The sequence below is a fragment of the Ureibacillus sp. 179-F W5.1 NHS genome, assembly GCF_045369345.1.
Lineage (GTDB): Bacteria > Bacillota > Bacilli > Bacillales_A > Planococcaceae > Ureibacillus > Ureibacillus halotolerans.
Genome location: NZ_JBIQFG010000015.1, coordinates 17,685 through 31,146, shown reverse-complemented (window position 1 = coordinate 31,146; position 13,462 = coordinate 17,685). Strand labels below are relative to the sequence as shown.

11 protein-coding genes and 1 riboswitch are annotated in these 13,462 nt (G+C 34.7%); all 11 genes read left to right on the top strand.

All coding sequences use genetic code 11. The annotated features are described in order from the left end of the window. The first annotated feature begins 3 nt into the window (after positions 1-3). The 11 genes from dnaB to rlmH all read left to right on the top strand — a co-directional run bounded on the left by dnaB (position 4) and on the right by rlmH (position 13,250). The gene (gene dnaB, locus ACH0B5_RS08990) at positions 4-1,362 is read left to right on the top strand and encodes a replicative DNA helicase (RefSeq protein WP_122972066.1); all 1,359 of its coding nucleotides are present in this window, start codon (positions 4-6) and stop codon (positions 1,360-1,362) included. A gap of 214 nt (positions 1,363-1,576) precedes the next feature. Continuing rightward, positions 1,577-2,863: an adenylosuccinate synthase gene (locus ACH0B5_RS08985; RefSeq protein ID WP_122972067.1), complete on the top strand. Its 1,287-nt coding sequence runs from the start codon at positions 1,577-1,579 to the stop codon at positions 2,861-2,863. Between the two features lie 467 nt (positions 2,864-3,330). Then, positions 3,331-4,800 carry a peptidoglycan DD-metalloendopeptidase family protein gene (locus ACH0B5_RS08980; RefSeq protein WP_406927740.1) on the top strand — a complete coding sequence of 490 codons (1,470 nt, stop codon included), beginning with the start codon at positions 3,331-3,333 and terminating at the stop codon, positions 4,798-4,800. 440 nt (positions 4,801-5,240) lie between these two features. Then, positions 5,241-5,951: a response regulator YycF gene (yycF, locus tag ACH0B5_RS08975; RefSeq protein WP_122972069.1), complete on the top strand. Its 711-nt coding sequence runs from the start codon at positions 5,241-5,243 to the stop codon at positions 5,949-5,951. 5 nt (positions 5,952-5,956) lie between these two features. Continuing rightward, positions 5,957-7,792 (top strand): cell wall metabolism sensor histidine kinase WalK, encoded by a 1,836-nt coding sequence (gene walK, locus ACH0B5_RS08970; protein WP_341362902.1) that lies wholly within the window; start codon positions 5,957-5,959, stop codon positions 7,790-7,792. Beyond that, positions 7,789-9,102 (top strand): YycH family regulatory protein, encoded by a 1,314-nt coding sequence (locus tag ACH0B5_RS08965; RefSeq protein WP_406927739.1) that lies wholly within the window; start codon positions 7,789-7,791, stop codon positions 9,100-9,102. Before walK ends, ACH0B5_RS08965 begins: the two co-directional genes overlap by 4 nt. Then, a complete protein-coding gene (locus ACH0B5_RS08960) occupies positions 9,089-9,979 on the top strand; it encodes a two-component system regulatory protein YycI (RefSeq protein WP_122972072.1) in 891 nt (296 codons plus the stop codon). The genes ACH0B5_RS08965 and ACH0B5_RS08960 overlap by 14 nt, the downstream gene beginning before the upstream one ends. 7 nt (positions 9,980-9,986) lie before the next feature. Further along, positions 9,987-10,775 carry an MBL fold metallo-hydrolase gene (locus ACH0B5_RS08955; RefSeq protein ID WP_122972073.1) on the top strand — a complete coding sequence of 263 codons (789 nt, stop codon included), beginning with the start codon at positions 9,987-9,989 and terminating at the stop codon, positions 10,773-10,775. 132 nt (positions 10,776-10,907) lie between these two features. Continuing rightward, positions 10,908-12,185, top strand: coding sequence for a S1C family serine protease (locus tag ACH0B5_RS08950; RefSeq protein WP_406927738.1), 1,278 nt, complete (start codon positions 10,908-10,910; stop codon positions 12,183-12,185). A gap of 189 nt (positions 12,186-12,374) precedes the next feature. Continuing rightward, positions 12,375-12,539: a CxxH/CxxC protein gene (locus ACH0B5_RS08945; protein ID WP_122972075.1), complete on the top strand. Its 165-nt coding sequence runs from the start codon at positions 12,375-12,377 to the stop codon at positions 12,537-12,539. 231 nt (positions 12,540-12,770) lie between these two features. Next, complete coding sequence (rlmH, locus tag ACH0B5_RS08940) at positions 12,771-13,250, top strand: 23S rRNA (pseudouridine(1915)-N(3))-methyltransferase RlmH (protein WP_122972076.1); 480 nt, start codon at positions 12,771-12,773, stop codon at positions 13,248-13,250. Between the two features lie 118 nt (positions 13,251-13,368). Beyond that, a riboswitch (PreQ1 riboswitch) is annotated at positions 13,369-13,415 on the top strand. Positions 13,416-13,462: the final 47 nt, after the last annotated feature.

The following is a 13,462-nucleotide window of genomic DNA, read 5'->3' as shown; positions in this document are numbered from 1 at the left end:
TCTATGAACGATTCCGTTTTGGACCGCGTTCCACCGCATAACCATGAAGCTGAACAATCGGTTATCGGTGCGATATTTCTTGAACCACAAAGCTTAATTACCGCATCGGAAATTTTAATTCCGGATGATTTTTATCGTATTGCCCATAAAAAAATCTTCCAAACGATGTTGGATTTAAGTGATCAAGGAAAAGCGATAGATGTTGTTACAGTTACAGAAGAACTTTCAGTAAAAAAGGAACTGGAAGATGTAGGTGGGCTCTCTTACTTAACAGAGCTTGCTAACGCCGTTCCAACTGCTGCAAACATTGCCTACTATGCAAAAATTGTAGAAGAAAAGGCGCTCTTACGTCGATTAATTCGTGTTGCTACAAAAATCGTAGAAGATGGTTATACACGGGAAGATGAAGTAGAGGCCCTTTTAGCAGATGCTGAAAAGAAAGTTATGGAAGTAGCCAATCGTAAAAATGCAGGTGACTTTAAGCATGTAAAAGACGTGCTTGTTCAAACCTATGACAATATCGAACAGCTACAATTCCGTGACGGAGATGTAACGGGTATTCCTACCGGCTTTAATGATTTAGACCGTATGACAGCTGGATTCCAACGAAATGATTTAATTATCGTAGCTGCACGTCCATCCGTTGGTAAAACAGCCTTTGCATTAAATATTGCTCAAAATGTTGCCATCAAAGCCCGTGAGAACGTAGCTATCTTCTCACTGGAGATGGGTGCCGAACAGCTTGTGATGCGTTTGCTTTGTGCAGAAGGAAATATTGATGCACAAACTTTACGTACCGGTGCTCTTACTGCAGATGACTGGAGCAAATTAACGATGGCTATGGGTAGTTTATCGAACTCTGGTATTTATATTGATGATACACCTGGTTTACGTATTAATGAAATCCGTGCAAAATGTCGTCGACTTGCTCAAGAACATGGATTAGGAATGATCTTAATTGATTACTTACAATTAATCCAAGGGAGCGGCCGAAGTGGCGAAAACCGTCAACAAGAAGTTTCCGAAATATCTCGTTCATTAAAAGCTCTTGCTCGTGAATTAAAAGTTCCTGTAATTGCCCTATCTCAGTTATCACGTGGTGTTGAACAACGTCAAGATAAACGCCCAATGATGAGTGATATTCGTGAATCAGGAAGTATTGAGCAAGATGCCGATATCGTGGCATTCTTGTATCGTGATGATTATTATGATAAAGAATCCGAAAACAAAAATATGATTGAAATTATTATTGCAAAACAACGTAATGGTCCTACCGGTACTGTTACCCTTGCATTTAAAAAAGAGTTTAATAAATTTATTAACATTGACTGGTCCCAACATCCTATGCCTGTTAATGCTTAATCAAAAATCTATCAATCTATTTCAGAACACGAACAATTAGTAAATTTAATTTACTATTTGTTCGTGTTTTTTCTTATTCTCCATTGACTTCTACTAGTTGTCACTGTTACAATGGTTCTGTTTGATAAAATGAAATTTTTAATAGTGGGTAAAATATTTATAAACCACGTTAAGAGGAGAAAAGACGCACTCGCGTCTAGCGGAGGTGCTGGTTATGACATCAGTTGTAGTTGTAGGGACTCAATGGGGAGATGAAGGTAAAGGGAAAATTACTGACTTCCTATCTAAGAAAGCAGATATTATTGCTCGTTTTTCGGGTGGAGATAACGCAGGTCATACAATCAAAATTGGCGATGAAACTTATAAATTACATTTAATTCCATCAGGTATTTTTTATAAAGAAAAAACTTCAGTTATGGGTAACGGGATGGTTATTAACCCTAAATCTTTAGTAACTGAATTAAAAGGTTTAGAAGAGCGCGGAATTGATACATCAAACTTACGTATTTCAAATCGTGCTCAAGTGATTCTTCCATACCACATTTATCAAGATAAAGTGGATGAAGCGTCTCGTGGTGACAACAAAATCGGAACGACTTGTAAAGGGATTGGACCTTGTTATCAAGACAAAATTGCCCGCATTGGGATCCGTATCGCGGATTTACTAGATCGTGAAGTTTTTGAACAAAAACTAAGAGAAAACTTGGAATTAAAAAACCGTCTGTTCGAAAAATTTTACGAAGTGGAAGGTTTAAAATTCGAGGAAATTTTCGAAGAGTATTATGGCTACGGACAAGAAATCGCGAAATACGTAACAGATACTTCAAAAGTTTTAAACGACGTAATCGATGAAGGTGGCCGTATTTTATTTGAAGGTGCCCAAGGCGTTATGTTAGACGTTGACCATGGAACATATCCATTTGTTACGTCTTCCAATCCTGTTGCAGGGGGAGTAACGACTGGTACTGGTATTGGCCCTTCTCATATCTCTCGCGTTGTTGGTGTAAGTAAAGCGTACACTTCCCGTGTAGGTGACGGACCATTCCCAACTGAATTATTTGATGAAGTGGGACATCATATCCGTGAAGTTGGACGTGAATATGGTACAACTACTGGCCGACCTCGCCGTGTAGGTTGGTTCGACTCGGTTGTAGTACGCCATTCTCGTCGTGTAAGTGGTATTACGGATCTAGCATTAAACTCTATCGATGTATTAACAGGATTAGAAACGGTAAAAATTTGTACTGCTTATAAATATAACGGTGAAGTGATTACTGAGTATCCTGCAAGTTTACATGTCATTGAAGCTTGTGAACCGGTTTATGAAGAACTTCCAGGTTGGACAGAAGATATTACAGGTGTTCGTACGTTAGAGGAACTTCCAGAAAACGCTCGTAAATATGTAGAACGTATTGTGGAGTTAACAGGAATTAACTTAATGACGTTTTCAGTTGGACCTGCTCGTGAACAAACGAATGTCGTAAATCCTATTTGGGACTAAATAGAAAAATTAAAAAGAACTATGAATGGCTGTATGTCATTCATAGTTCTTTTTTTGTTACAAAATACCTTCACACAAAAGAGGATATTTGCCTATGTTTTTTATAAATGGACTAGTATTAAATGTCGAAATAAGTAGATTAACTTCGAAATTGTCTATCAATTACATTAGGGTAGGTTAAGGGAAAATGTCTCTTGTTTACAGAAAAAAGTAATAATAGATAGAAAAATCCATTATTTTTCGAGAAAAAATAACGAAAATGCAATTGTTCTATTATGATTATTTTTTAAATTAGTTAAATTTTCTCATTTTATGACAATAATTGAGCAAATAATACATTTTCATTACAAAAGGCTCAAATTGTTCAAACGAAAAAAAGATTATGTTATCGTAAGGAAGTGCAAAATTTTAATGTGGAAAATTAACCCTCCTATTTTTTCGAGGGAGTCTTTGGAAGGGGCTTAATTATGAGTTCGAATAAGAACATCAAAAGAGACTTTACAAAGCAACACAGACTAAGTCTTAAATCTAGTAAAAATAAATTATTTAAAAAAGTTGTGGTAGCTACTGCGTTATTTTCAGCCGTTTCATTCAATATAGCTTTCGCTAATGATAATGATTCATTGAAAAAAATCTATCACGTTTATGTAGGAGATACATATATTGGTGCAGTTTCTAATGAAGAATCCGTACAAAAAGTGATCGAAACAAAGAAACAAGAAGCAAAAGAACTTTATAAAGATCCTGTTTTAGAAATAAGTTCTAATGTTACGCTAGTACCTGAACAAGTATTTTCATATGATACGGAAGATTCTACTACTCTATCAAAACTAAACGAAGAACAAATTGTTGAAGCAGAGAGTTATGCTCTTAAAGTAAATGGCCAACCAGTCGTTTATTTAAAAGACCAAGCAGATTATGAAGAAACTCTTCGCTTATTAAAACTAGAATATATTACAGAAGAGCAATTAAAACAATATGAAGCAAATGCTGCTCTTGATACATTACCCGCATTAAAACAAAATGAAACACGGGTAAAAGAAATTACGATAGCAGAAGATCTTTCTGGCGAAGCAACGGAAGTAAACCCAGCAGAAATTTTAACTCCTGAAAAAGCAGTTGAATATTTAAAAACTGGTTCAAAAGAAAAAGAAGTATATAAAGTTCAAGAAGGTGACGTAATCGGTACGATTGCTAACAAGCATAATTTAACAACGGCTCAATTACTAGAGTTAAACCCAGGTCTAACAGAGGATGTATTATTACAAATCGGACAGGGAATTAACGTAACTGTTGAAAAGCCGTTAGTAAATGTGCAAATTACCATTGAAAAATTAAATGTGGAAAAGATTCCGTTTAAAGAAGTCGTTGAAGAAGACAAATCCATGTTTAAAGGTGAAACAGAAGTAAAACAAGAAGGAAAAAATGGTGAGAAGGAAGTTTCTTATCAAATCAAACACCTTAATGGAAAAGTAACGGAGGAAACCGTTACGAAAGAAACCGTTTTATCTGAACCTGTTGATAGTATTACGATAAAAGGAACAAAGGTTGTTTCTTCTCGTGGTACAGGTGAATTTAAATGGCCAGCAGTAGGTGGGTATATTTCAAGTAAGATGGGATCTCGTTGGGGAAGTTACCATAGAGGAATCGATATTGCACGACCATCAAACTATAATATCCTTGCATCGGATAACGGTGTCGTAACATTTACTGGTTGGGATGGAACGTACGGTCAAAAAGTTGTCATTGACCATAATAATGGTTATGAAACAATATATGCACACTTATCTGAAATTAAAGTAAGTGAAGGACAAGTTGTTCCCCAAGGTTCTGTAATTGGAATTATGGGTTCAACAGGTAGATCAACAGGTACTCATTTACACTTTGAAGTACACAAAAATGGATCTCTAGTTAACCCACTTGATTATTTAAACTAACATTTATTTTTAGACAGTCCTCTTTATAAGGACTGTCTTTTTTTTTAAAACAGTAGGCAAATTTTGTCGAAAATTATTTCCCGGAAAATAAAGATGTTAAAAGTTAAAGAATATCTTCTTATCGCAATTATACTTCTAATACTCGTTATGACAGTTTATTTGGTATAATAACTTTATGCATTTGATACGAATGCATGATAGAGTAAATAATATAAAGTTGAATTTTTATTATTCGGGGAAAACTGTACAAGAAAACCGAAAACCTATACTAGTTGTGAAACCTTTCATAAGGCTAGTGAGTTAATATGAAGTGGGCTTATAACGATTCCTTCATTTTAATTTTGTAATGACTAGTAGGAATTTTATGATGATAAATGCAATATAAATTTGAACTTAATTTACTAAAACGATAGATAGATATATGAAAAGGAGAGAATGAAATGACCAAGACAATTTTAGTTGTTGATGATGAAAAACCGATTGCGGATATTTTGCAATTTAATTTAGTTAAAGAAGGATACCAAGTAATTTGCGCCTACGATGGCGATGAGGCGTTAGAGAAAATAGAAGAATCTCAACCAGATTTAATGTTACTGGATATTATGCTTCCGAAAAGAGATGGAATGGAAGTTTGTCGAGAAGTACGTAAAAAATATGATTTCCCCATTATTATGTTAACAGCAAAAGGTTCTGAAATTGATAAAGTGTTAGGTCTGGAAATGGGTGCTGACGATTATGTAACAAAACCTTTTAGTACGCGTGAATTAATTGCCCGTGTTAAAGCAAATATGCGTCGTTTAAAAGTATCTTCTCAAGTAGAGGAATCAAAAGAAGAAACGAATGATATTACTGTCGGTGCTTTAATTATCCAACCAGATGCTTACCTTGTATTAAAACGAGGAGAAGCAATCGAATTAACCCATCGTGAATTTGAACTGTTACATTATTTAGCAAAACATATCGGTCAAGTTATGACACGGGAACATTTACTTCAAACTGTATGGGGATATGATTATTTTGGAGATGTTCGAACTGTTGACGTTACAATACGTCGCTTACGTGAAAAGATAGAGGATAACCCTAGTCATCCAAACTGGATCGTTACACGACGTGGTGTAGGTTATTATTTACGAAATCCTGAGCAGGAGTAAATACGATGCACAAAGTAAGCTTTTTTAAGTCGATTCACGTAAAAGTCGTTTTAATCTACGTATTACTTATTATTATTGCATTACAAATTATAGGAATTTATTTTTCAACAGAATTGGAAGATAATTTGAAAACGAATTTTCAAGAATCTATTAAACAAAGAATTGATTTAGTTCAATACAGCATCCGTGAAGAGTTGTTAAGGGAACGGGATGATACAACTTTAACAAAGGAACAAAGTCTCAATGCCATATTACAAGAGTTTAAAACGAATGATATTAACGAAATTATCATTATGGACAATCGTAATAAAGTACTTGCTACTTCGGATGCTGATAATCAATCGATTGTTGGGCAACGCTTTAATGCGGATACAGTAACAAAATCAATTTCTGCTGAGACATATTTAGATGAAATTGCCCTTGATGAAGAGACAAGAAAAAGGGTTTGGGTTTTAGCAACTCCTATATTAAATACAATTGGTCCCGATGGCGAAGTGATGGGTGCCATTTATATTGAGTCAAATATTGAAAAAGTATTTGAACAAATGAGTGATATTAATCGAATTTTTGCTGTCGGTACAGCCATGTCCCTTGTAATTACTGTCATATTAGGTATTTTCTTCGCAAAAACGATTACGAAACCAATTTTAGATATGCGTAGACAAGCTTTAGCCATGTCTAGAGGAAATTACTCAAGAAAAGTTCGTGTCTATGGGGACGATGAAATTGGGCAACTTGCCATTGCCTTTAACCATTTAACGAATCGATTGCAAGAAGCCCAATCGACAACAGAAGCTGAGCGAAGAAAGTTAGCCTCCGTTTTAACGAATATGACGGATGGTGTTATTGCAACAGATCGAAAAGGAAAGGTTATTTTAATTAATGAACCAGCCTTAAAATTTTTAAATGTTACACGTGAAACAACTTTAAATCGTCCTATTGCTTCTGTACTTGGTATCGACCAAGAATATAGCTTTGAAGATTTAATTCATATGAAGGAATCGATTAATTTAGATTATAGTACGGAAGAAAAACCATTTATTCTTAGAGCAAATTTCTCCGTTATACAAAAAGAAACGGGCTTTGTGAACGGATTAATTACAGTTATCCATGATAATACAGAGCAAGAGAAAATTGAAATGGAACGAAGAGAGTTTGTTGCGAACGTTTCCCACGAGTTGCGTACGCCATTAACGACAATGCGAAGCTATTTAGAGGCACTTGCTGACGGTGCATGGAGAGATGAAAATATTGCTCCTACTTTCTTAAACGTAACCCAAACTGAAACAGAACGAATGATTCGTTTAGTAAATGATCTGCTAAATCTATCCAAAATGGATAGCCGTGATTATAAACTAAATAAAGAATTTGTGGAATTTAATAAGTTCTTCAATCGAATTATTGATCGTTTTGAAATGTCAAAATCCCAAAATGTAAAGTTCCTTCGTTACATTCCTGAAACGTCCTATTTTGTTGAAATTGACACAGATAAATTAACTCAAGTAATTGATAATATTATTTCGAATGCATTGAAATATTCACCAGATGGTGGAAATATTCGATTCGGATTTACCGTCCAAGAAAATATGTTAAAAGTGATGATCTCGGATGATGGTATGGGGATTCCGAAAGAAAATGTAACGAAAATTTTCGAACGATTCTATCGAGTAGACCGGGCCCGATCCCGTGCAATGGGGGGAACTGGTTTAGGATTAGCTATTGCCAAGGAAATGATTGAAGCCCATGGGGGTAAAATTTGGGCAGAAAGTGAGGAAGGCGTAGGTACGACGATTTTCTTCACGTTGCCATTTGAATTAGATGAGGAGGGTGATTGGGAGTGAAACATATAGAACAAATTAAATCATTTGTCTTGTTCCTCCTAGTCATTTTAAGTCTCATATTAACCTTTTCCATTTGGACGTATACACCAGATTATCAACCCATTAAAGACTCACAAGTTGAGCAAATTACTGTAGGCCAACAAAAGGAGCTTCATGAAGTACTTAAACCTTATCGTATTTTAGCTCATGATAACGGGAAATTACTCGGTACTATCCAGTCTACTCAAATCGATCGGATCATGAATACGTTGACTGATTTAAGTGCATCGAATTTAATTTTCATGCAAAGTAATTTGTCTGAAGAGGAGATTAATTCGGCAATTCATACGGATAATCGTATGACCCTTTTCTTCTCTTATGAAGTGCCAATGGAAACATTTCTTTCCGTTTTAGAGTTTTCTCAAAATGATTTACCTGAAACTACTTTCAGTCATTTAATAATAGATTGGAGTGAATTTAGTCAAACGAATTCAATTCAATTTTTATTTATAAGTGAAGAAAACCGTACGCTTTATAGAACTGATGTGGCACTTAGTAAGAATAATTTCGAGAATACTTTTATGGAAGTAGTGAATTATACGGAGCCATATTCGGAAATAGAAAGAACGAATAATTTCTCTTTATACGTACCAACGGAAAAAGTAGAAATACCGAAATTTACTTATTCTATCAATCAAGTGTCTCCTGATAAATTTAAAAATATATTATTTAAAGACTCGAACATTGTTCAAAAAAATATAGAAAGTAACACATCAACTAAATATACGGACGGTATGGCTGCTATGACTTCTGATGCTAGCACAAGAACGATTAATTTCGTTTATCCGGCTTCAGAAAGTATTGGTGAAATGAAACCATCTGTTTTATTCCAAAATAGTTTTGATTTTGTTAATGACCATGGAGGTTTAACAGGGGACTACCGATATGTTTATAGCAATGTTCTAAAGCATGTAACAGAGTACCAGCTGTTCGCCCACGATCTTCCTGTATTTAGTCAAGTAACTTCCACTCGAATTGTAACTACTTGGGGAGATAATCAAATATTCCAGTATAAAAGACCTTCTTTTATACTGGATACGCCATTTGATATATCGAATCAACAATTACCTTCTGGAGTGGAAGTAGCAGAAGCACTTCCAAGTATAGAAGATATTAATGAAATTGTTTTAGGTTACTATTTATCACAGGAAGAGAAAAACTATAACTTTGTCTATACGCTTATACCTAGTTGGTTTACAATCAACAAAGATGGTAGTTGGACACGTTTAACGATGGAAACAATGGGAGGGGCTGAATATGGATTGGAGTAAATCAAAATCTATATTCATCGTCGTATTTCTTATTTTAGATGTCTTATTATATTCCCTTTACTTAAACCGACATGCGGAAAAACAACAAATGGAAGCATTAGGAGGATTAGTAGAGAACGATATTGAAGCCCGTCTAAAAGATGATAATATAACATATAGGGTATTGCCTAATAACATTGAAAGTGCTAGTTATATTTCGGGTAAAGTAAAAGATTTTGAAGAAGATAATGTTGATATTCAAAATGCTGAAAACATTTCATTTGAAGATAAAAACAAGCTCGTAGTAACATTAAAAGAGCCAGTTAAAATTTCAAATTTAGAAAATGAAGTTGCTTTTAATGATTTTTTAAAATTGAATGTTTACGAAGGATCTTCCTATAGGTTATGGGATATAGATTATGAGAATAACAAGGCTACCTTCTATCAACAAGTTAATAATCGAACGATCTATAATGAGAGTGGATTAGTTACGGTTTATTGGAATGAAAATAATGAAGTCATCATGTATGAACAAACTTTATTAGAAACAATAGAAGCTTATGATGAAGAAAAGAAAATTTTAAAACCAATACAAGCAATCTATACCCTTTACGCTCAAGGTCTTATAAATGCTAATTCTACTATTACAGAAATGAGGTTAGGATATTCTACATTAGTTCCCCTTACTCAAAAGCAAGTATTTGTTCCGACATGGGAAGTTCGAGTGCAAACTTCCGATAATGAAGAAGAAAAATATTTTGTTAATGCCGTAGATGGCATCGAAGTAAAGCTCGACGCTTCAAAAGTAGGAGAAGTAGAAGATACGATTGACGAGGGTGTTACAAATGAATCAAAGCTAGGAAATGAAACAACAGATATAGAAAAAAGTAGGGAGTAATTATCATATGCGGTTTAGTGTTTTGGCAAGTGGGAGTACTGGAAATGCAATTTATGTTGAAAATGATGAACATGCATTTTTAGTCGATGCCGGTTTAAGTGGCAAAAAGATGGAGCAACTGTTTGCTAAAATTGATCGTGATATGAAAAATTTATCGGGTATTTTAGTAACACATGAACACAGCGACCATATTAAAGGTTTAGGAGTTGTAGCTCGAAAATATAACGTACCGATTTATGCTAATGAAAAAACATGGCAAGCGATGGATGGGCATGTAGGTACAATTCCACTTGATCAACGATTTGTGTTCGATATGGAAACGGTTAAATCCTTTGGTTCAATCGATATAGAATCCTTTGCAGTTTCCCACGATGCTGCAGATCCGATGTTTTATGTTTTTCATGAAAATAATCGAAAACTAGTGTTAATCACAGATACAGGTTATGTCAGTGATCGGATGAAAGGGATTATAAGAGGGGCGGATTCCTTTGTGTTTGAAAGTAACCATGACATTGGAATGCTTCAAATGGGACGTTATCCTTGGTCTATAAAACGTCGAATTTTAAGCGATGTTGGACATGTATCGAATGAAGATGCTGCCGTTGCTATGAGTGAAGTCGTTTTTGAAAAACCGACACAAATTTATTTATCCCATTTAAGTAAAGATAATAATATGAAAGATTTAGCGCGAATGAGCGTTACACAAACATTGCAATCGTGTGGTATTATTGCTGGCGAATATGTACATTTACATGATACAGATGCAGAAGAACCGACATTGCTTGTGACTGTATAATCTTTTTCATCAGGAAGGTATGACAAAAAAGTCGTATCTTCTTTTTTAATTTTGTTTTATTTCATTTTCATGTAATTTTAATGTTTGAATTGTATCATAATGACAACAAGAGAACGAAAGGATTGAGAATGAATGAACTACAATAATGATGAAGAAAAAAATCAACAAGAACAAAATGATTTAAATTACTCACCCCTTCAAGAACGACTCAAAAGAGAACAGGAAGAGGAAAATAGAAGAAGAGCAAATAAAAAGGCTGGTAGCAAAGCAGGTTATTTTATTAGCGGACTGGCGGGGATTATCGTCGGTGCATTACTTATTTGGTTACTTGTGCCGTCCATGGCAGATCAACTTCCAGGGAACGAAAACAACAACCAAACTACTTCAGAATCAACTGTTACTCAAACTGCAACAGAGGTAACAACAGATATAACATCGGCAGTAGAATCTGTTTCTGATGCAGTTGTAGGAATAACAAATATTCAAGAAGTAACTGATTTCTGGAATCAAAAAGCGACAGAACAAGAAGCTGGTAGTGGTTCGGGTGTCATCTATAAATCAGAAGGTGATAAAGCATATGTCATTACGAATTACCACGTAGTAGAAGGAGCAAAACAGCTTGAAGTAACGTTAGCTGATGGTACAAAAGAGAAGGCAACGTTAGTAGGTAGTGATATTTGGACAGATTTAGCAGTTGTTTCAATTTCCAATAAAAACGTAAAAACAGTAGCTAAATTCGGTGACTCAGATGTATTAAAACAAGGGGAAACTGTTATTGCAATTGGGAACCCATTAGGTTTAGATTTTTATGGTTCAGTCACAACGGGTGTTATTTCTGGTAAAGATCGTTCCGTTCCTGTTGATTTAAACTCAGATGGATATGAAGATTGGGAAACAGAAGTTTTACAAACGGATGCAGCGATTAATCCAGGTAACAGTGGTGGTGCCTTAATTAATATAGCTGGAGAACTAGTTGGAATTAACTCCATGAAAATTGCTGAATCCTCTGTTGAGGGACTAGGCTTCTCTATTCCAATTAATACAGTTATTCCAATTATTGAAGAATTAGAACGTAATGGTGAAGTAAAACGTCCTACAATGGGTATTGGTTTATTAGATTTAACAGATGTACCAGCATTCTATCAACAACAAACATTAAAATTACCTGCTGAAGTAACAACAGGAGTCGTTGTTTCAGAAGTAGTGCAAGGTTCAGCTGCAGATAATGCAGGCATCGAACAGTATGATGTTATCGTTGAAATGGACGGTCAAAAAATTGAAAACTCCATCGATCTTCGTCAACACTTATACAATGAAACGGACATTGGAGATACATTATTATTAAAAGTATATCGTCAAGGAAAATTAGTGGATTTAAAATTAAAGTTAACTGAAGGAACAAGTGTATAATATTGAATCGTTTATAACAAAACTTGTGGATAACTAAATAATACAAACAAAAGTTTTACACAACGAGTAGTGGAAGAAAAGCCTTTTCTTTCCTACTCGTTTTTTGTTTGATACAATGGTTTGTGGATAACATAGAACAAATTGTGAATAAGTTTGTGGAAATTTCAGAAATTAAGGAGGCATGAAATAATGAAAACATATAGCTGTGAAACCCATATAAATCACGCTTTAGATATGCTTGTAGCAGAGACAAAAGAGTTTCCGATTATGGAGCAACTTTCAGAAGATGAAAAGTTATCCACAAAGTGTTCTTACTGTGAAGAGCAAGCAACATATGTTGTATCAAGTAAATAACTTTACACAATATGTAGAATGAGCTTGTGGATATGTGCATAACTTTTGTGGATAAGTTGTTTGTAAATGAAATATTAACGTGGATAAATTGTTTATATTTAAATTTTCTAATAATAGCTTAAGCGAAAATGCTCTTATTTTCTGGTCTAATGCTAATAAAGGGAACTGGGTTACTAAAAAGCTCATTGTTGGGAAATAAGATTATGAATGTTTTGTAAAGGTGGATAAGCTGTGAATATCACGATCATTTCGGTCGGAAAGTTAAAAGAAAAGTATTTGAAGATGGGTATTGAAGAATATGTGAAACGATTAGGTGCTTACGCCAAAGTGGAACTAGTTGAAGTGGCAGACGAGAAGGCCCCAGAACAATTAAGCGACGCCGAAATGGAAATCGTGAAACGAAAAGAAGGCGAGCGTATTTTGGCCAAAATCAATGACGGTATGCATGTCATTGCCTTAGCGATTAACGGGAAAATGAAATCTTCAGAAGAAATGGCAAAGGATTTAGAAGCTCTCATGACATACGGAACAAGTAAGGTCGCCTTCGTAATCGGTGGTTCCCTAGGTTTACATGAAGATGTGTTACAACGCGCGGATGAAAAATTAAGCTTTGGAAAAATGACCCTTCCCCATCAACTAATGAAACTAGTATTAGTTGAACAAATTTATCGTAGCTTTAGAATAATTAAAGGGGAACCGTATCACAAGTAAGTTCGGGTTCTATTGCTAAATAAATTTAAAAGTCCTGTTCAAAAAATATATGGGATTTTTATTTGAAAATTACTGTCAATTTTATATACTATATTCATAAAAGAATGCCCGGATTTGAACGGGAGAGGTTCATAGCTTATACCCTCTATAAAAAACTATGGAAACATGACAATTCGCCATGTCCATAAAGGACGTGGCTTTTTTTGTTGAAT

Excerpts from the sequence above, each read along its gene's own strand:
- ACH0B5_RS08985 (WP_122972067.1), top strand. The coding sequence starts at position 1,577 with ATGACATCAGTTGTAGTTGTAGGGACTCAATGGGGAGATGAAGGTAAA.
- ACH0B5_RS08950 (WP_406927738.1), top strand. The coding sequence starts at position 10,908 with ATGAACTACAATAATGATGAAGAAAAAAATCAACAAGAACAAAATGAT.
- walK (WP_341362902.1), top strand. The coding sequence starts at position 5,957 with ATGCACAAAGTAAGCTTTTTTAAGTCGATTCACGTAAAAGTCGTTTTA.
- ACH0B5_RS08945 (WP_122972075.1), top strand. The coding sequence starts at position 12,375 with ATGAAAACATATAGCTGTGAAACCCATATAAATCACGCTTTAGATATG.
- ACH0B5_RS08980 (WP_406927740.1), top strand. The coding sequence starts at position 3,331 with ATGAGTTCGAATAAGAACATCAAAAGAGACTTTACAAAGCAACACAGA.
- dnaB (WP_122972066.1), top strand. The coding sequence starts at position 4 with ATGAACGATTCCGTTTTGGACCGCGTTCCACCGCATAACCATGAAGCT.
- ACH0B5_RS08955 (WP_122972073.1), top strand. The coding sequence starts at position 9,987 with ATGCGGTTTAGTGTTTTGGCAAGTGGGAGTACTGGAAATGCAATTTAT.
- yycF (WP_122972069.1), top strand. The coding sequence starts at position 5,241 with ATGACCAAGACAATTTTAGTTGTTGATGATGAAAAACCGATTGCGGAT.
- ACH0B5_RS08960 (WP_122972072.1), top strand. The coding sequence starts at position 9,089 with ATGGATTGGAGTAAATCAAAATCTATATTCATCGTCGTATTTCTTATT.